The sequence below is a fragment of the Bradyrhizobium sp. UFLA05-108 genome, from assembly GCF_059803455.1.
This window is the reverse complement of sequence record NZ_JBANAZ010000114.1, coordinates 1-17,540: the sequence shown is the minus strand read 5'-3', so window position 1 is coordinate 17,540 and position 17,540 is coordinate 1. Positions and strand designations below refer to the sequence as shown.

25 protein-coding genes are annotated in these 17,540 nt (G+C 63.3%); 13 read left to right on the top strand and 12 right to left on the bottom strand.

Translation table 11 applies throughout. The features are described from left to right. Positions 1 to 138 precede the first annotated feature (138 nt). Positions 139 to 423: a hypothetical protein gene (locus SO140_RS43555; protein ID WP_449378709.1), complete on the bottom strand. Its 285-nt coding sequence runs from the start codon at positions 421 to 423 to the stop codon at positions 139 to 141. Between the two features lie 330 nt (positions 424 to 753). On the opposite strand from SO140_RS43555, the gene SO140_RS43550 reads away from it, so the two are divergent. Then, complete coding sequence (locus SO140_RS43550) at positions 754 to 1,116, top strand: hypothetical protein (protein WP_449378708.1); 363 nt, start codon at positions 754 to 756, stop codon at positions 1,114 to 1,116. Positions 1,117 to 1,174: 58 nt separating this feature from the next. Here the strand turns inward: SO140_RS43550 and SO140_RS43545 are convergent, their stop codons facing one another. Then, positions 1,175 to 1,426, bottom strand: coding sequence for a DUF6496 domain-containing protein (locus tag SO140_RS43545; protein ID WP_449378707.1), 252 nt, complete (start codon positions 1,424 to 1,426; stop codon positions 1,175 to 1,177). Positions 1,427 to 1,555: 129 nt separating this feature from the next. Between SO140_RS43545 and SO140_RS43540 the strand changes: the two genes are divergently transcribed. The 3 genes from SO140_RS43540 (at position 1,556) to SO140_RS43530 (ending at position 3,603) form a co-directional block, all read left to right on the top strand. Continuing rightward, positions 1,556 to 2,005 (top strand): DUF2231 domain-containing protein, encoded by a 450-nt coding sequence (locus tag SO140_RS43540; protein WP_449378706.1) that lies wholly within the window; start codon positions 1,556 to 1,558, stop codon positions 2,003 to 2,005. Beyond that, positions 2,002 to 3,336 (top strand): PQQ-dependent sugar dehydrogenase, encoded by a 1,335-nt coding sequence (locus SO140_RS43535; protein WP_449378705.1) that lies wholly within the window; start codon positions 2,002 to 2,004, stop codon positions 3,334 to 3,336. Before SO140_RS43540 ends, SO140_RS43535 begins: the two co-directional genes overlap by 4 nt. 63 nt (positions 3,337 to 3,399) lie before the next feature. Further along, complete coding sequence (locus SO140_RS43530) at positions 3,400 to 3,603, top strand: hypothetical protein (protein ID WP_449378704.1); 204 nt, start codon at positions 3,400 to 3,402, stop codon at positions 3,601 to 3,603. 9 nt (positions 3,604 to 3,612) lie between these two features. Here the strand turns inward: SO140_RS43530 and SO140_RS43525 are convergent, their stop codons facing one another. Next, complete coding sequence (locus SO140_RS43525) at positions 3,613 to 3,807, bottom strand: DUF3072 domain-containing protein (protein WP_449378703.1); 195 nt, start codon at positions 3,805 to 3,807, stop codon at positions 3,613 to 3,615. Between the two features lie 61 nt (positions 3,808 to 3,868). Between SO140_RS43525 and SO140_RS43520 the strand changes: the two genes are divergently transcribed. The 3 genes from SO140_RS43520 to SO140_RS43510 are packed head-to-tail and all read left to right on the top strand — an operon-like array spanning position 3,869 to position 4,633. Beyond that, the gene (locus SO140_RS43520; protein ID WP_449378702.1) at positions 3,869 to 4,147 is read left to right on the top strand and encodes a hypothetical protein; all 279 of its coding nucleotides are present in this window, start codon (positions 3,869 to 3,871) and stop codon (positions 4,145 to 4,147) included. An 18-nt stretch (positions 4,148 to 4,165) separates the two neighbouring features. Next, positions 4,166 to 4,372, top strand: a complete 207-nt coding sequence (locus SO140_RS43515; protein WP_449378701.1) for a hypothetical protein — start codon at positions 4,166 to 4,168, stop codon at positions 4,370 to 4,372. Positions 4,373 to 4,432: 60 nt separating this feature from the next. Continuing rightward, on the top strand, positions 4,433 to 4,633 hold the full coding sequence (locus SO140_RS43510) for a hypothetical protein (protein WP_449378700.1): 201 nt from the start codon (positions 4,433 to 4,435) through the stop codon (positions 4,631 to 4,633). 183 nt (positions 4,634 to 4,816) lie between these two features. Here the strand turns inward: SO140_RS43510 and SO140_RS43505 are convergent, their stop codons facing one another. Next, positions 4,817 to 5,056, bottom strand: coding sequence for a hypothetical protein (locus tag SO140_RS43505; RefSeq protein WP_449378699.1), 240 nt, complete (start codon positions 5,054 to 5,056; stop codon positions 4,817 to 4,819). Positions 5,057 to 5,152: 96 nt separating this feature from the next. Beyond that, entirely contained in the window at positions 5,153 to 5,410 is a 258-nt protein-coding gene (locus SO140_RS43500; protein ID WP_449378698.1) for a hypothetical protein, read from the bottom strand. A gap of 159 nt (positions 5,411 to 5,569) precedes the next feature. Between SO140_RS43500 and SO140_RS43495 the strand changes: the two genes are divergently transcribed. Then, complete coding sequence (locus SO140_RS43495) at positions 5,570 to 5,791, top strand: hypothetical protein (RefSeq protein WP_254107440.1); 222 nt, start codon at positions 5,570 to 5,572, stop codon at positions 5,789 to 5,791. Here SO140_RS43495 and SO140_RS43490 read toward each other — a convergent pair. Continuing rightward, positions 5,788 to 7,275 carry an HWE histidine kinase domain-containing protein gene (locus SO140_RS43490; RefSeq protein WP_449378697.1) on the bottom strand — a complete coding sequence of 496 codons (1,488 nt, stop codon included), beginning with the start codon at positions 7,273 to 7,275 and terminating at the stop codon, positions 5,788 to 5,790. The two genes, SO140_RS43495 and SO140_RS43490, sit on opposite strands and share 4 nt — an antisense overlap. Before the next feature lie 13 nt (positions 7,276 to 7,288). Next, positions 7,289 to 13,576: a HAMP domain-containing protein gene (locus tag SO140_RS43485; protein ID WP_449378696.1), complete on the bottom strand. Its 6,288-nt coding sequence runs from the start codon at positions 13,574 to 13,576 to the stop codon at positions 7,289 to 7,291. A gap of 284 nt (positions 13,577 to 13,860) precedes the next feature. Here SO140_RS43485 and SO140_RS43480 point away from each other — a divergent pair, with 284 nt between their 5' ends. Next, positions 13,861 to 14,151, top strand: coding sequence for a hypothetical protein (locus tag SO140_RS43480; protein WP_449378695.1), 291 nt, complete (start codon positions 13,861 to 13,863; stop codon positions 14,149 to 14,151). A 4-nt stretch (positions 14,152 to 14,155) separates the two neighbouring features. Here SO140_RS43480 and SO140_RS43475 read toward each other — a convergent pair whose 3' ends face one another. Then, positions 14,156 to 14,680, bottom strand: a complete 525-nt coding sequence (locus SO140_RS43475) for a DUF4142 domain-containing protein (protein ID WP_449378694.1) — start codon at positions 14,678 to 14,680, stop codon at positions 14,156 to 14,158. A gap of 95 nt (positions 14,681 to 14,775) precedes the next feature. On the opposite strand from SO140_RS43475, the gene SO140_RS43470 reads away from it, so the two are divergent. The 3 genes from SO140_RS43470 to SO140_RS43460 all read left to right on the top strand — a co-directional run bounded on the left by SO140_RS43470 (position 14,776) and on the right by SO140_RS43460 (position 15,533). Beyond that, a complete protein-coding gene (locus tag SO140_RS43470) occupies positions 14,776 to 14,973 on the top strand; it encodes a hypothetical protein (RefSeq protein WP_449378774.1) in 198 nt (65 codons plus the stop codon). A 122-nt stretch (positions 14,974 to 15,095) separates the two neighbouring features. Continuing rightward, a complete protein-coding gene (locus SO140_RS43465) occupies positions 15,096 to 15,230 on the top strand; it encodes a hypothetical protein (protein ID WP_449378693.1) in 135 nt (44 codons plus the stop codon). 96 nt (positions 15,231 to 15,326) lie between these two features. Then, a complete protein-coding gene (locus tag SO140_RS43460; RefSeq protein ID WP_449378692.1) occupies positions 15,327 to 15,533 on the top strand; it encodes a hypothetical protein in 207 nt (68 codons plus the stop codon). Between the two features lie 141 nt (positions 15,534 to 15,674). On the opposite strand, the gene SO140_RS43455 is transcribed toward SO140_RS43460, so the two are convergent. Further along, positions 15,675 to 15,911, bottom strand: coding sequence for a hypothetical protein (locus tag SO140_RS43455; RefSeq protein ID WP_449378691.1), 237 nt, complete (start codon positions 15,909 to 15,911; stop codon positions 15,675 to 15,677). Positions 15,912 to 16,245: 334 nt separating this feature from the next. Between SO140_RS43455 and SO140_RS43450 the strand changes: the two genes are divergently transcribed. Then, a complete protein-coding gene (locus tag SO140_RS43450; protein WP_449378690.1) occupies positions 16,246 to 16,428 on the top strand; it encodes a hypothetical protein in 183 nt (60 codons plus the stop codon). Here the strand turns inward: SO140_RS43450 and SO140_RS43445 are convergent. The 3 genes from SO140_RS43445 to SO140_RS43435 all read right to left on the bottom strand — a co-directional run. Further along, a complete protein-coding gene (locus SO140_RS43445; RefSeq protein WP_449378689.1) occupies positions 16,417 to 16,890 on the bottom strand; it encodes a DUF3147 family protein in 474 nt (157 codons plus the stop codon). The two genes, SO140_RS43450 and SO140_RS43445, sit on opposite strands and share 12 nt — an antisense overlap. After that, complete coding sequence (locus tag SO140_RS43440; protein ID WP_449378688.1) at positions 16,890 to 17,237, bottom strand: DUF3147 family protein; 348 nt, start codon at positions 17,235 to 17,237, stop codon at positions 16,890 to 16,892. Before SO140_RS43440 ends, SO140_RS43445 begins: the two co-directional genes overlap by 1 nt. Beyond that, a partial coding sequence (locus SO140_RS43435; protein ID WP_498544070.1) for a phosphatase PAP2 family protein occupies positions 17,234 to 17,540 on the bottom strand: 307 nt, incomplete at its 5' end. The genes SO140_RS43435 and SO140_RS43440, both read right to left, overlap by 4 nt.

Sequence of the window (17,540 nt, the reverse complement as noted above, 5' to 3'; positions counted from 1 at the left end):
GGCAAGCGCAGCGTGCTGTTGCAGGTGAAGAGCGCGGAGGCGACGAAATTCGTCGCGGTGCCACTCGCCTGAGCAAAGAAAGTTTGCGCAAAAAGTAAAGAGGCGGCCTCGCGGCCGCCTCTTTCGTATCGACGCGGCTTACCAGCAGCGGTGTCGCAAGCCGTCTGGACCGATATAGGTCATGCCGGGTTCGCAATACCCGCCGCGGAACGGCGCGGTCGCAATCGCACCTGCCGTTCCGATCGCGCCGCCGACCACGCCGGCGGCTAGGTCGCCCGGCCAGAAACCCGAGCCCTCATGGTAGTAAACCTCTCCATGGTGGTTCCTTGCGGCTACCGAACGCGCGTGAGGCTCCTGCGCCAACGCAGGCGCAGCCATGGCGGTGGTGAGGACTGCGGCTGCGGCAAATCGTTTCCAGTTCATGTGCTGTCTCCGTTGTCTTCACACGCCGGACCAACACCTGCCGCCGATAACCGTTTCGGGAACGCTGCTGGTTTGATTTGGAAGTTTGGCCGCGTTCCACGATGATCGCCATCGGCGAAAGCGGCTCAGTTGAGGGGATAAGCCGGCGGCGACCGATAACATTCGCGTTAACGGATCTGTTACGGACAGGGTTCGGCCCAAAAATCCACATTCACTCAAAGTGGTCGCGAGTCGCCTTTGCGACTCGGCGGGCGAGCAACGGTTGCATCGGCGGAACTCCCCGAGGGGGCTGCTTTGTGGAACCGGACCTCGTCAGGGATCGGTGCAACGATGGATCGATTGAAGGCCTTCAGCAGGCGCGCGTTACTGCTGGTGCCGCTTGTGCTCTGCACCCAAAGCGCGCTGGGTCGCGACGACGGACGCTATGCGGATTCGCCGCTCAAGCCATGGTTCGACAGCCTGCGCAGCCATCTCGGTCCATGTTGCTCAGATGCCGATGGCGTGGCTGTAGCCGATCCCGATTGGGAATCATATGGGGGGCACTATCGCGTGCGCATCGACGGTCAGTGGGTCGAGGTGCCCGATGAGGCCGTTATCACGGAGCCAAACCGCGCCGGGCGAACCATGGTCTGGCCGGTGAAAACGGCGTTCGGCATTTCGATCCGCTGCTTCATGCCCGGCACCATGATCTGAAGGGCAGGCATCGACATTGCGCGGCGCACGAGAACTTCGCGCGCCGCCGGATGTCGTCTCACCCGGAACGCTTCTTGCTCGACTTCTTCTTCGAGCTCTTCCGTTTCGACGTCTTCTTCTTCGGGACCTTCTTGCCCTTCTTGCGCGCCTTCGACAAGCCGATCGCGATCGCCTGCTTGCGGCTCTTTACGCGCCCACCGCGTCCACCACGACCGCTCTTGGCCGTGCCTTTCTTGTAGCGACGCATCTCGCTTTCGACGTCCTTGCCGGAGCTTCTCGAATAGCGCCGTTTCTTTGCCTTGCGTGCCATGAGCATCCTCCCTTCAAGGACAGAACCGCTCCACATATGCATGGTTCCGTTTGGAGCGGCCGAGATAGGAACGGCCGCGATATGAAACTGTTGGTCCAACACGCATTCCTCAGCGTGAGGTTCTCAGTCTTGACGACCACCGATCTCGGCCCCACCGTCCACATTGCCAAGCATCCGATCCATCCAATGCTGGTGCCGTTTCCGATCGTCTGCTTCGTCGGAACGCTGGTCACCGATCTCGCCTATTGGCGGACGGCGGACGTGATGTGGGCGAACTTTTCATCCTGGCTGCTGCTGGCGGGCCTTGTCATGGGAACGCTGGCCGCGATTGCCGGGCTGACGGATTTTCTCAGCAATCGCCTGGTGCGAGCGCATAGCGCAGCCTGGCTGCATCTGGCCGGCAATGTGCTGGTCATGGTGTTGTCGCTCGCCAACGCCTTCGTCCACAGCCGCGACGGCTGGACCTCGGTCGTGCCCACTGGGCTGATCCTTTCCGCCATCGTGGTGCTGCTGTTGTTGTTCACGGGCTGGCAGGGCTGGACGATGGTCTATCGTGACCGGATCGGGATCGCGCGATGATGTCGTTCTCGTGCAAACGGCAGATCGCGAAGCTCGCACTTGCCGGAACGTCTCTGGCGCTTCTCGCTGGCTGCAATGATGGCGGTGGCGATCCGGCGGCGCAGGTCGGATCGCAGCCCAATCTGCCCGCGATTCAGCAATATTTGTTTCCGCCCATGAACGTTGCCCGCATCATCGGCTGGAAGGAGAACGAGACGCCGGCTGTAGCGAAAGGCTTGAAGATCAAGGCCCTCGCCAAGGGATTGCAGCATCCGCGATCGATCTTCGTGCTGCCCAATGGCGACGTGCTGGTGGTCGAGTCCAAATCGCCGGCGATCGAGCCGGTCCATCGTCCCAAATCCGTAGTCATGGGCTGGATCGAGAAGATGGCGACGTCCGGCGGCGAGGAGGCAGCGAGCAACCGGATCACGCTGTTGCGCGACAGCAATGGCGACGGCGTACCGGAGGTGCAGAGCACCTTCCTCGATCAACTCAAATCGCCCTTCGGCGTGGCGTTAGTCGGCAACGATCTCTACGTCGCCAACACCGATGCGATCGTGAAATATCCTTACCATGAGGGCGACACCAGGATCACCGCGTCCGGCACGGTGTTGACGCCGTTGCCGGGCGGTCCGATCGACCACCACTGGACCAAGGCGATGATCGCGAGCCCGGACGGCTCGAAGCTCTATGTCGGCGTCGGCTCCAACAGCAACATCGTTGAGAACGGGATCGGCGCCGAGCGCGATCGCGCCGCGATCTGGGAGGTCGATCGTGAGACGGGACGCTCGCGCCTGTTCGCGGAAGGTTTGCGCAATCCAACCGGGCTCGGCTTCGAGCCGCAGAGCGGAAAACTCTGGACCATCGTCAACGAGCGCGACGAGCTCGGTCCCGATCTCGTGCCCGACTATCTGACCTCGGTGAAGGACGGCGGCTTCTACGGCTGGCCGTACAGTTATTATGGCAAGCACCTTGATCCGCGCGTGCAGCCGCAGCGGCCGGATCTCGTGGAAAGCGCGATTGTACCCGACTATGCGCTGAGCTCGCACGTCGCTCCCCTGGGGCTTGCCTTCTACACAGCGAGCGCGCTGCCAGAGAGCTACCGCGGCGGCGCCTTCGTCGGCGAGCACGGTAGCTGGAATCGCCAGACGCTCAACGGCTACAAGGTCGTGTATGTACCGTTCAGGGACGGCCAGCCCGACGGCAAGGCACAGGACGTCGTGACCGGCTTTCTCGACAGCGACAACAAGGCGCGCGGTCGTCCGGTGGGGCTGGCGGTCGACAAATCCGGCGCGCTTCTGATTGCGGATGATTCCGGCAACACCGTCTGGCGCGTCACCGCCGGCGGTTGACGCGTGGCGGAGAACAAAATCATCCCGCGCGGAACGGACCGGCAGCAGTGCGGATTAACCGCAATGGTCACGATCAACATCCTCGACAGGCCGATCGAACGCATCCGCGAGACCTGCGAGATGATGGGCGCGCGCGACAAGTTCGAACGCGCGCTCCCTGAGCTCGAGACCTTCCTCGAAGCGGAGATCGCCAGAGGGGAGACGGGCGAGTCGCGGCTTACCTATGACGGGCTCTGCTTCCTCAAGGAGGCCTTTGCGCGGAAGTGAGCCGGCAGGTCAGAACGAATTGGCAAGCTCGATCTCGGCCTCCAACGCCTGGATGCGCTTTGCGGCCTCGTCGAAGCTGAGATCCCTCGCATACTGACCGGGCTGATAGGCTTCCTCGCTCAGCCGCCTCAGCCGCAGGACCTGGGCCCGCGTCATCTGCGCGGTGAGGAAATCCTTGGCGTCGTATTTACCTTCCACTCGCATTTCCACTCTCCATCCCTGAATCGTGACTTGACTATATGTTCTTATTTTGTTCTAACAAGCCATGGACAACAGAATTAATGAAATTCGTCGTAAAATCAGTGCTTTAAGGTCGGGTATGATCGACCTTGAGACGTCGGTGCGCGACCTGGTCAACCGCGATCGCGATTGCAGCGAAAGCGCGGTGCGATTGCTCGGATTGCGCCAGGACATGAAGCGGCTGATCGCCGACTGGAAGTCGGCCGGTGGCGGCGATTTCGTGCCTAATATCGGAGAGCGGGTAAGACTACGCGCCGAGGTGAAGAATGCGGGCAAACCGCAGCGCATCGCTGCTCGCTGCTAAACTTTTCGGAGGCTCGCCGTGGATGAGGACCCGGACTCGTACCGGATTCTGAAACTGCGTGCAGAGATTCTCGAACTGGGCTCAGCCATTCGCCAGTTGCAGCGTGCGGGCCTCGACGATGCCGCAGCCCTGCTTTTGATTGCGCGAAAGCGCGCGATGCTCGAAACCCTCGTGAAGTGCGAGCCGCAAAGCATAGCGCTGTCCCGTTCCGACCTTAAGCCTTAACATGCCTGACATCCGACGGGGCTATGTCGGACACGTCCCGCGACGTGCCGGAGTTTTCCGATGTCGGACACCGAGACGACAGCGCTGCTGCGCGCGGTTCTCGCTGAGATCTGCGCGGGCATACCCGCATCCGAGACGGCCGCGCGCGAGCGCGTTGCCGCGACAGTCATCGAGATGATCCGGATGGGCTGCTGCTCGGCCGACGAACTCAGTCGCGCCGGCCGCGATGCGCTCAACCGTGCCCCCACGATGTGGCGCTAAATCATGATCCGGAAGCGTCTGGAGCGTTTTTTCCGAAGAGATCATGCTTAAACAACATCCCAAAGCGCGATGACGATTCGTCCTCATCTCATTGCGCCTTAGTTAGCCGCATCGCGCGTCGGATCCTGTCAAGCAAGAAAAAGCCCCGCAGATGCGGGGCTCTTCCGGGTGGTGCAAATGCGCTCACTTCGAGCTGCTCGGCGTGTTCATGCTGCCGGCTTGATTGGTGCCCGGGCCGACATTGCCCTGGCTCGATGGATTGGCGGCTCCGCCGCCGCTCGATTTCATGTTCGCACCGGTCGTGGTCTGCGACGACGTCGCGGACGAATGGTGCTTTTTGTGCGTTTTGGCTTGGGCAGCCAATGGCGCGGCGGCGAGGCCGGTGGCCAGGATCATGGCTAAGGCGAGCTTGGTTTTGTTCATGCGCGGAACTCCCTTGAGTAAAATTGACGCAGGGAGCCAACAGCGATTGGGCGCGAGAGTTCCAGCGCGAGCTCAACATGCGCCGTCGCGCGTGCTTCAAGTTTCCTTGTCATCCATCAAAACGAATACGGCACCGGTCAGCGTTGCGCCGATCGCAAAGCTCGTCACGAGTGTGATGACGAACACGAAAATGGTCGGGCTTCCGCCAGCCCTGAGCAGTGTCGCAACGGCAGGATTGATGAGCACCAGCGCGAGGCCGAAGGTGAGTCCGAGGGCGGCGCCCATCATCGCCTGCGTCATCAACGTGATGGCGCCGGCCGTCGAAACCAAACGTGGCGATTTTCGCGTTCGCATTGTCGCCCTCGGCAATCGTCCGGAAAAACGCACTGGATCATCGCGAGTTCCTCTGAGGCCGCGTCTTCCTGAACAAATATTCATAGTGCGCGATCTTCAGGTGGCGTTCATGAGAGGCGTGAGAAGGTCGGGACTGGAGCAACGACAAGGAAAGCTCGAATGGGAAAGGTGATCTTTCTGTACCGCTCCCTTGCCTATCGCAACGCGGCGGCGGAAATGCTGCGCAAGGCGCGCACGCTGCCGCGTGGTGCGGAGCAGCGCGCCGCGCGAAGCTACGCGATGGCATTGCGCGATCTGGAGCGGAGCGAAGCCTGGCTTGAGGGGCGCATCGCTGATGCGCCGTTGCAGATGCAGGCGGTGAGGGTGCGGGCCCGGCGCTAGCCCGAGGCGCGCTGCAATTCGCCGGCGATCGCTGCGTCGAAATTTCCGGCTGCCGGCAGCGTCGCCTTCCGTGTCAGCGGCACTTCGAGGCGGCACAGAAGACCCTCGGCGCGCCAATCGAACTGCGCCTGTCCGCCGAGTTGGGACTCGACGCTCGCGAGCAGGCTCTTGGTACCAAAGCCGCGCGCCTTCGGCTGCCTGACCAGGGGCCCCCCGGATTCCTCCCAGGTCAGCGCGAGCATCTCGCCACTCACCTCCCAGCCGATCGCAAGCCGCCCCGACCGTGTCGACAACGCGCCGTATTTGGCCGAATTGGTGAACAGCTCGTGCAGCGCCAGCGCCAGCGTTTGCGCGGTAGCCGGCACGAGCTGCACTTCGGGACCCGACAGACGGATCTGGCCGCCGAGTGAATAGGGCGCGAGCTCCTCCTCGATGAGCTTGTTGATCTCGGCGCCCTGCCAGCTCGACAGCGACAGGATGGTGTGCACGCGCGCCAGCGCATTGATACGTCCTTCGACGGCATTGACGTAGGTCTTGACGTCGTCGGCGCGGGTCAGCCGGACGATTGATTGCGCGAGCGCCAGGGCGTTCTTGGCGCGGTGGTCGACTTCGCGGGCGAGCAGGTTCTGCCGATCTTCGGCGCGCTTGCGCTCGGTGATGTCGACAGTGACGCCGCTCACCCGCACCACGCGACCGTTTCCGTCCAGCGTTGCCGCCGCCGTTCCGACGCACCAGCGCACCTCGCCATCCGGCCGCTGAATGCGGAATTCGGCTTCGTAGGCGCGCGTGCCCGTGTTGAATTCGGCGATCGCCTTGCGGAATTGATCGACATCGTCGGGGTGCAGCAGCGCCTGCACGCTGGCCGAGGTGACGTAGAAGGTCTCCGGGCTGACGCCGAAGATGCGATACTGACCTTCGTCCCACATCCAGTCGCCGTTGATCCAGTCCCAGTCCCAGGATCCCATCTTGCCGGCGGCGATCGCCATGCTGCGCCGTTGCTCGCTCTCGAGCAGCTTGGCGGTGGAGCTCTCAAGCTCGGCGGTGCGCGCGCGAACGCGATCCTCCAGTTCCTGGTTCAGCCGCTCGAGCTCGCGCGTCTTGCGATAGAGTTCAGCGAACACCTTGATCTTGGCTCGCAGCACCTCCGGCACGACCGGCACCGGAACGTAGTCGACCGCGCCCATCTCGTAGCCGCGCAGGCGATCGATGTCGGAAACCTGGATTGCCGAGATGAAGATCATCGCGATCTTCTGGAAGCGCGGATGCTCGCGGATCATCGCCGCGAGCTCGAAGCCGTCGAGCTCGGGCATGCACACGTCGACCAGGATCACCGCGATCTCGCTCTTCAGCAGGATTTCCAGCGCCTCGCGGCCGGAGGAGGCGATCACGAGGTTCTCGCCGAGGTCCTTCAGGATCACCTCATAGGCGAGCAGCTTGGCCGGCTGGTCGTCGACGAGGAGGATGTTGACCTTTTCGTGGTCCATATTCGGATCCCACTCAGCGATGCAGCCACATGCGGATCGCAAGCAGCAATTGATCGGTGTTGACGGGTTTGGCGAGATAGTCGGAAGCGCCCGCTTCCAGACATTTCTCCCGATCGCCCTTCATCGCCTTCGCGGTCAGCGCGATGATCGGCAGGCGCAAAAAGGCCGGGTTCTCCCGAATCACGCCGATGGTCTGATAGCCATCCATCTGCGGCATCATGATGTCCATCAGCACGATCGCGATCTCCGGATTGGATTCCACCAGCGCCACCGCCTCGCGGCCGGTGGTGGCGGTCAGCACCTTCATGCCGCGACGTTCCAGCACGCTCGACAGCGCGAAGATGTTGCGGGCATCGTCGTCGACGAGCAGGGCGGTCTTGCCGATCAGGTCCTCGTCGGAACTGTTCAGCTTCTCCAGCATGCGCTGCTTCTCGGTCGGCAGCTCCGTGATCACCCGGTGCAGGAACAGCGCGGTCTCGTCAAGCAGGCGTTCGGGCGACTCCACACCCTTGACCACGATGCTGCGCGCCATGGTGTGGAGCTCGGCATCCTCTTCGGCCGAGAGCTCGCGCCCCGTGAAGACCACGACCGGAATGTTCGACAGCCTCTCGTCGCTGCGGATTTGGTCCAGCACCTCGAACCCGCTCATGTCCGGCAAGCGTAGATCCAGCACCACGCAATCGCAAGGAGCGTCGCGCAGCGTCGAGAGCGCGCCAGCGCCGGTGTCGGTCGCCACGATCTCGATGTCGTCGTGATGCAGCAGCTCGCGGATCGAGAGCTGCTCCGCTTCGTTGTCCTCGACGATGAGGAGCCGCTTGCGCCGCGGCCTTGCGTATTCCTTGATCTGGGTCAGCGCGGCGGAAACGCCCTCGGTCGTCGTCGGCTTGTTGACGAAGGAGAAGGCACCGCGAGCGAGTGCGTGCTGGCGGTCCTCGTCCAGCGTGATGATCTGCACGGGGATGTGGCGGGTCAGTGGATTATGCTTGAGCTGGCTCAACACCGTCCAGCCCAGCATGTCCGGCAGGAAGACGTCGAGCGACACCGCCGTCGGCTGATATTGCTTGGCGAGCTCCAGGGCTTCAGCGCCGCGTGCGGCGACCAGCACCTTGAAACCCTTGTCGCGGGCGAGATCGACCAGCACGCGGGCATAATGCGGGTCGTCCTCGACGATCAACAGAATGGTGTCTCCCGGCTCGAGATTGAGCCGGTCGTCAGGAAGTTGCTCGATGACCCGCTCGGGCGCAGTCGCCTGCGCCTGGAGCGCGGGCGGCTGGTTGGCCGTGGGCGCGGCCCGTGGCGCGAGCGTCGGCCCCGAGTATTTGAGCGGCAGGTACAGCGTGAAAGTGGAGCCCTTGCCAGTCGCGCTGCGCAGATGGATCTCGCCGCCAAGCAGGCTTGCGAGCTCGCGGCTGATAGCGAGCCCGAGGCCGGTGCCGCCATATTTGCGACTGGTGCCGGCGTCGGCCTGCTGGAAGGCCTCGAAGATCAGCTTCTGCTTCTCCAGGGGAATGCCGATGCCGGTATCCGAGACCTCGAACGCGATCACTGCCGGTGCAGCGTTGAGCACGGGGTGATCCGGTGTCCAGCCGCCGGGCGCATCGGCGACCTTCAGGCGCACGCCGCCATCGGCCGTGAACTTGAAGGCGTTCGACAACAGGTTCTTCAGCACCTGTTGCAGCCGCTTGGAGTCGGTGACGATGCTGCGGGCGAGGTTCGGATCGACCTCGATGTTGAAGGACAGGTTGCGGTTCTCCGCCTCGTGCCGGAACGGACGCCCGACGGTCTCCAGCAGGTTCGCGGTCAGGATCTCCTCGGCATCGACCGTCACTGTGCCGGACTCGATCTTGGAAAGATCGAGAATGTCGCTGATCAGGTTCAACAGGTCGGTGCCGGCGCCGTGGATCGTGCGGGCGAACTCGACCTGCTTCGCCGAGAGGTTGCCATCCGGATTGTCGGTGAGCTGCTGGCCGAGGATCAGGATCGAGTTCAGCGGCGTACGCAGTTCGTGGCTCATATTGGCGAGGAATTCGGACTTGTATTTCGAGGTCAGCGCAAGTTCGGTTGCTTTCTCCTCGAGTGCGCGGCGGGCCTGTTCGATCTCCTGGTTCTTGCGCTCGACTTCCACGTTGCGCTCGGCGAGCTGCTGCGCCTTCTGCTCGAGCTGGTCGTTGGTCTGCTGCAATTCGCGCTGCTGGGCCTGGAGCTCACCTGCAAGCTGTTGCGACTGCTTGAGCAGGCCTTCGGTCTGCATCGTCGCCTCGATCGAGTTGAGCACGATGCCGATGGAGTCCGTGAGCTGCTCCAGGAAAGTCATTTGCGAGGTCGTGAATGAGGCGAGCGAGGCGAGCTCGATCACAGCCTTGACCTGGCTCTCGAACAGCACCGGCAGTACCACCAGATTCTTCGGCACGGCGCGCAGCAGCGCCGAGTTGACCGGCACCACGTCGGCCGGGATGTCCGCGATCACGCGCGGGCGCTTGTCGAGCGCACATTGCCCGGAGAGACCGTCACCGAATTGCAGCACCTGCGGATAGGGATAGGCGCCGTCGCCGGCATAGGAGGCTAGTAGGCGGAGCTGCGGGCTGTCCTCGTTCTCGATCTGGTAGATCACGCCGGTATGGGCATTCACCAGCGGCGACAGCTCGGAGAGCAGGAGACGGCCGACGGTGGTGAGGTCGCGCTGGCCCTGGAGCATGTTGGTGAATTTGGCAAGGTTCGTCTTCAGCCAATCCTGCTCGGTGTTCACGTCCGTGGTGAGACGCAGGTTGGTGATCATGGTGTTGATGTTGTCTTTCAGCTCTGCGACCTCGCCGCGGGCATCGACCTGGATCGACCGGGTCAGGTCGCCCTTGGTCACGGCGGTCGCGACCTCCGCGATGGCGCGCACCTGCGAGGTGAGATTCGCCGCCAGCAGATTGACGTTGCCGGTCAGGTCCTTCCAGGTGCCGGCCGCGCCCGGCACGTTGGCCTGGCCGCCAAGGCGTCCCTCGACGCCGACCTCGCGCGCCACCGACGTAACCTGATCGGCGAAGGTCGCGAGCGTCTCGGTCATGTTGTTGATGGTATCGCCCAGAGCGGCGACCTCGCCCTTCGATTTCACCGTGAGATTCTGCTTCAGGTCGCCGTTGGCAACCGCGGTCACGACCTTGACGATGCCGCGCACCTGCTCGGTGAGGTTCGCCGCCATGAAGTTCACGGTGTCGGTGAGGTCCTTCCAGGTGCCGGCGACGCCAGGCACCTGGGCCTGGCCGCCGAGCTTGCCTTCGGTGCCGACCTCGCGCGCGACGCGCGTCACCTCGCCGGCGAAGGCGTTGAGCTGGTCCACCATGGTGTTGATGGTGTTCTTCAGCTCGAGGATCTCGCCCTTCACATCGACGGTGATCTTGCGGGAGAGGTCGCCGCGGGCCACGGCGGTCGTGACCTCGGCGATGTTGCGCACCTGCGTGGTGAGATTTGCGGCCAGGAGATTGACGTTGTCGGTGAGGTCCTTCCAGGTGCCACCCACGCCGGGCACCACGGCTTGACCGCCGAGCCGACCCTCGGTGCCGACCTCGCGCGCGACGCGCGTCACTTCGGCGGCGAAGGAGCGGAGTTGCTCGACCATCGTGTTCAGAGTGTCCTTCAGCAGCAGGATCTCGCCGCGCACGTCGACCGTGATCTTCTTCGAAAGGTCGCCGCCGGCAATGGCGGTGGCGACCTCGGCGATGTTGCGCACCTGTGCGGTCAGGTTCGAAGCCATGAAGTTGACGTTGTCGGTGAGGTCCTTCCAGGTGCCGGCGACTTCAGGCACTTGTGCCTGGCCGCCGAGCTTGCCTTCGGTGCCGACCTCGCGCGCGACGCGCGTCACTTCCGAAGCGAAGGCGTTGAGCTGGTCCACCATGGTGTTGATGGTGTTTTTCAGCTCAAGGATCTCGCCGCGCACATCGACGGTGATCTTGCGCGACAAGTCGCCGCGCGCCACGGCAGTCGTCACTTCGGCGATGTTGCGGACTTGGGCGGTGAGGTTGCCCGCCATCGAGTTCACGCTATCGGTGAGGTCCTTCCAGGTCCCGGCGACGCCGGGCACGTTGGCCTGGCCGCCGAGACGGCCTTCGGTGCCGACCTCGCGCGCCACGCGTGTCACCTCGCCCGCGAAGCGGTTGAGCTGGTCGACCATCGTGTTCAGCGTGTCCTTGAGCTGAAGGATCTCGCCGCGCACGTCGACGGTAATTTTTCGTGACAAGTCGCCGCCGGCGATTGCGGTTGCCACTTCGGCGATGTTGCGGACCTGGGCGGTGAGGTTACCCGCCATCGAGTTCACGCTATCGGTGAGATCCTTCCAGGTGCCGGCGACGCCGGGCACCTCGGCCTGGCCGCCCAGCTTGCCTTCGGTGCCGACCTCGCGCGCGACGCGCGTCACCTCACCGGCGAAGGCGTTGAGCTGGTCGACCATCGTGTTCAGCGTTTCCTTGAGCTGAAGGATCTCGCCCGACACGTTCACGGTGATCTTCTTCGACAGGTCGCCCTTGGCCACGGCGGTCGCGACCTCGGCGATGTTGCGGACCTGGCCGGTCAGGTTCGAGGCCATCGAGTTGACCGAGTCGGTCAAGTCCTTCCAGGTGCCCGCGACGCCACGCACCTGAGCCTGACCGCCGAGCTTGCCTTCGGTGCCGACCTCGCGCGCGACGCGCGTCACTTCGCCTGCGAATGCGTTGAGCTGGTCCACCATGGTGTTGATGGTGTCCTTCAGCTCCAGGATCTCGCCGCGCACGTCCACGGTGATCTTCTTCGAGAGATCGCCGCCCGCGACGGCCGTCGTCACCTCGGCGATGTTGCGGACTTGCGCCGTAAGGTTCGACGCCATCGAGTTGACGCTCTCCGTGAGGTCCTTCCAGGTGCCGGCGACGCCGAGCACGTTGGCCTGGCCGCCGAGCCGCCCTTCGGTGCCGACTTCGCGCGCCACGCGTGTCACTTCGCCGGCGAACGCGTTGAGCTGGTCGACCATGGTGTTGAGCGTTTCCTTGAGCTGAAGGATCTCGCCCGACACGTTCACCGTGATCTTCTTGGAGAGGTCGCCGCTCGCGATCGCGGTCGCGACGTCGGCGATGTTGCGAACCTGCGCAGTCAGGTTCGAGGCCATGAAGTTGACGTTGTCGGTGAGGTCCTTCCAGGTGCCGGCCACACCGGGCACTTGCGCCTGGCCGCCGAGCTTTCCTTCCGTACCGACCTCGCGCGCGACGCGCGTCACTTCGGATGCAAAGGAGTTGAGCTGGTCCACCATGGTGTTGATGGTGTCCTTCAGCTCCAGAATTTCGCCGCGCACGTCCACGGTGATCTTGCGGGACAGGTCGCCGCGCGCCACGGCGGTGGTCACGTGGGCGATATTGCGAACCTGCGCGGTCAGGTTGCCACACATTGCATTGACGGAGTCGGTGAGGTCCTTCCAGGTGCCGGCGACGCCGGGCACGATGGCCTGGCCGCCGAGCTTACCGTCGGTGCCGACCTCGCGCGCCACGCGCGTCACTTCCGAGGCGAAGGAGCGAAGCTGGTCCACCATCGTGTTGATGGCTTCCTTGAGCTGCAAAATTTCGCCGCGGACGTCGACCGTGATCTTTTTGGAAAGGTCGCCATTGGCCACCGCGATCGTCACCTCTGCGAGGTTGCGCACCTGGTTGGTCAGGTTGTTCGCCATCGAGTTGACGCTCTCGGTCAAATCCTTCCAGACGCCGGTCACTTCCGGTACCTGGGCCTGACCGCCGAGCTTGCCTTCGGTGCCGACCTCGCGGGCCACGCGCGTCACCTCGGAGGTGAACACGCCGAGCTGCTTGATCATGGTGTTGACGATGGTCGCCGATTGCAAGAATTCGCCGCGCAAGGGGCGGCCGTCGACGTCGAGCTTGACGGTTTGCAGCAGGTCGCCTTGCGCCACCGCCGCGACTGCGCGCGTCACCTCGCGGGTCGGCCATAGGAGATCGTCGATCAGCGTGTTGACCGAGCCTTCCATGTCGGCCCATGAGCCGGAGGCGAGGCCGAATTTGACGCGCTGGCGCGTCTTGCCTTCACGCCCCACCACCTGGCCGACCAGCTCGAGCTGCTGTGCCATGCGCTGGTTCGCGGCGATGATCTCATTGAAGGTGTCGGCGATCTTGCCATCGATGCCGAGATAGTCGCCGCTCATGCGCACGGAGAAATCACCGCTGCGCATCGCTTGCAATGCCAGCAGCAATTCCTGCCGGGAGTCGGCTTCCGGAGTGCCATTCACTTTTCGTTTGGGGACGCGACGACCGGATTGCGAAAGTGGTCCGGGATCGAGGTCGCTCATTTCATTCCCCCCGCAGGTGCGTTTCCGAATCCAAAGCAGTACGCAGTTCTGGAAATAGAACGTCAGCGAAATTCCAAATCAAGCTACAACATTGGAGCACGAATAACTGGAACCTGCCTCGCTCAGCCCGGCCGAGACAACGCGGGGGAGGGAACAGGGTTCCATCGATTTCAGGAATTTTTTCTTCGGCTTGCGAGCGTCGTTCCCAACGCGGAACGGCAGAACGGGACGTTCGGAACGGAGCGCGCGACCTCCGGTTAGCCCGTGAAAAGAAGGAGCGTGTTATGAGAATAGTAACCGTAGCCATTGCGGCCACCTTGCTGATCGCCGGCGCGGCCTATGCGCAAAACGGTGCACCGAGCGGCCGAGGGGCCGTCACGGGAGACCCGGCGGCGAGTTCAGCTACACCCGGCTCCGCACCGACAACGGGAGCGGCAACGCAGCCGAGCCGGAGCGGCAGCGGCACATCTACCTCGGGCGGCCGGGACAACAATGGCGACCAGGGCAGGGACAAGATGCCCGAGAGCAATCGCACCGTGAAGCCGGAGAGCGAGCAGCATCATCCCGAACGGTGAGTGTCTACTTGTCGGCCATCGTACGCGCGGCGTCCCTGAGCTGCGACCGCAGGACCGGCAATTGTTCGCGCGCGAAGACGCTGAGCGCGTCATTGTCGGGCGCTCGCAGATAGCGCTCGAGCAGGGCGATGGTCTCTTCATATTCGGCGACTTGCGCCGCGTAGAATTGCCTGACGTAGGTCGGCCCTTCAGAGTCGTCGGGGCCGGTGAGTGCGGCGCCCGCTGTCGAGGCCTTGCGAACGTTCGGCTCGGCGCCGATCGCTTGCTGGATCTGCTTCAGCGCCTTGTCGCGCTTTGCTGCATCCTCGGCCCGCGAGATCGCCAGGGTCTTGACCTCCTGATTGCCCCTGAGATCGGCGCTCTCGAGCAGGCCTTGCTGGAATCGCCCGAACGCATAGAGGCCGCTGATGACGTCGGTTGCCGTCGGTGTGCGCACGGAATCGTGCCCTGCCCATGTTCGCTCGTCGCTACTGTCGGCGAGCACGGCGGTGTTGATGAACAACAGGACGGTGGCGACGATCATGCGCATGGACCGTCAATAGCGGGTTGCAGCAGAAGTTCCCGCGACATTACGATCCGGTAAGGGCGGTTGCGTGCAGCACCCTTGCTTCCCACCTGTCCGATATGAAGCAATCCGATATTTTCAGGGAAAACGCCGAGAACTGCCTGCATCTTGCCGAGCGGGCCGAGGGACAACCCGCCTTCAAACGCTACCAGCGGATGGCGGAAGCCTGGTCGGCGCTGGCGGAGGAGCAGGACTGGCTCGACGGCGAAATCCCGCCAGTCACCCAACGCGTGCCGCAAAAGAAGCCGACATCATAGCCGCTCTCGCGTTCGTGAGTCCTCGTGTGAGACCGCTCACGGACGATGCGCGACCAACTGACGATGATCCGGAGTAAGGTCACTACAGACCCCGTTTGTTCATTTCCAGCAGGAGGATTGCAATGGCTCCCCGTCTGGCTCTGTTCGTCCTCATCATGGCGTTTGGCATTTCCGCCACCTTCGCGACGGTGACGACGCTGCGGCAAGTCCATTTGGCGCATTCGTCGCGGCCTGTCGCGCAGCATGCGCGCAGTTAGGCACGGTTGACCTCCCTGATTCCCCGCTGCTCCGGAACCATTGCGGTTGCGGCGCGTAAGCGTCTTTAAGACAGACGAAACGCGGGAAGTACAATCATGACGCATTCCAACCATGGCATCGTTCGCGACAAGCGCGCCGAGGAGCAGCCGCGCGACAAGCAGCGCGCGCAGTCCGTACACAAATCCGGTGCGAAGGGTTCGCCGTCGAAGGAAGCAACGCGCGATCCCGAGTTGAACGATCAGGCCAAGACGCCGGGGTCGGGCATGACCCCTGATGATTCCGGCACGCCGCCGACCGGTTGAGACCTAGAGGAACGAATTCATCTCGGACGCGTAAGTGGATTGCTTGCGGCTTCATACCCCGGTGGGCCGGAAGCAATCTCCAAGGACGGCCCTGGCATACCCGTGCCGGGGTCGTTTGCCGTTGTGCTCTCGCAAGTGCGATCAATCCTCGGCATCGCTCGGCGTGTGGCCGGCAGGGCCGCGACCGAACACGCCATAGTCGCTCGACTTGACACCAGCCAGGCCATCGATGCCGGCACTGGCGAGACCAAGCTTGAGAAGTTCGCGCACCGCGGCGGCGCGTGTCGGCATGCGGTGGCGGAAGCGGAAATCGTCGACTGCACTCAGTTCTTCAGGCGAGAGCATGACTTGCAGTCGCTCGGCGCGAAGATCGTTCATGTTCAGCCACTCAAAATTGGCAAGGTTAGTAGTTTACTCAACGAACCAACTCGGCGCGGGTTCCGCAAGCTCCTCAAATTTCGCCAAATGAGTGAATTTATCACGCAAAATCAATAACTTATGTAATTGCGGGAGCGGCTATAAGTGTGCATGCTGGACTTCAATATCGCTCCAAGAAACTGGAGAGAAGCGATGCCCGATCAGGTCAGACTGCCGCGCAGACTATCCGAAGAGCCCGAGGCGCCGGAGCCGCGCCGGCCAAGTCATCGGAGGGTGATTGAGCAACTCGACCGGTGGGCCAATAGCCCGGGCCTGCAACCCCCACGAGGTCGCGATGCGGAAACGGAAACGTTCTGATCCCCACACATTCGAGCAACGGCTCGAAGAGCACCGTCGCCGGCTCGAGGACGAGCTTGCAAAACTGCGAGGTGGACGGCAGCGCGAGTTGCTTCTGGCGCGTCTCGAGCAGCTTCAGTCTGCCGCCGAGATGCACGAGTTTCTGTCACTACGACGCTAGCCGGTCGGCAGATGTGTGGCCGTGCTGCCGGTCATGGCGTGCGACGCGCAGCTTGCGACGCAGCCACCACATCGACACGGCAACGATTCCCCACGCGAGCAGCGCGACTGCGAAGGCCACTGCAACGCTTGCCAGGACGGTGATGTAGAACACAGCTGCGAAGGTGACGAGGCCGACGCTTCCCAATCCGGCGCCCGCGGCATCGAGTGCGGCAGCCTGTCGGCCACGTCTTTCGCCGCTCAGACCAGCCTTCTCCTTCTTGTGGCGTTCGTGGCGATCGATCAGCGTGGCGCTGGCACAGAAGATCGCGGGCAGCGCGAGGAACAGGCCGCCCACGGACGTACCGAATTGCTTGCCGATGAGACCGGCCAGGACGGTCGCGGCACCGCCGAGCACGAAACGGATGAGATATTCGTACCAATGCGTTTGCTTCAGGGATGACGTCGACAGCTTGACGGGCATCACGTGAATCCCCCGAAGCTCGTCAGCAGTCCGAACGCGACGGCGAGCCAGACGACGAAAGAGATGATCGTCGCGGACAGTGCCGCCATGTGCCATCGCATCAGCAATTGGCACACGACGAAGCTGTAGCAGGCGAGCGCAACGGCGCCATAGATCATTGTCCAGCTTTCGGCCGCGGCGTAAGTCGCGCCATGCTGGGCGACGGCAATGCCGAGTGTCGCCAGCGCGACCGAGGGTGCGGCGCTCAACAGGCCGGCAAAGCTCTTGGGCCGCAGCATGTCGCTCAGGATCGCGAAGGCGGATACGATCAGGCCTCCCGCAACGAAGCGTAGGACCTGCTCCGTCACGGCCGTTCCCGCGCATTGCGCTTCATGAGCGCGCGCGGTCTCAACAGCCGCTCGACCGCGGCGCCGAGCGCAAAGCCCGCCACCACGTCGCTCGCCCAATGCGCCAGCAGGACGATGCGTGTCAGCGACAGTCCGATGGCAACGGCGCGCAAAGCGCGACGCGGACCGCGCGGTAACAGGCCAGCAGCAGAGGCAAGCGCACCCATGTGAACGGCATGTCCGGATGGAAAGGCGTCGCGCGATTTCCCCGACATCGGAATGCCGCGGCGATGGCCGCGGATGGTGAGCCTGTCCGGCCTGGTC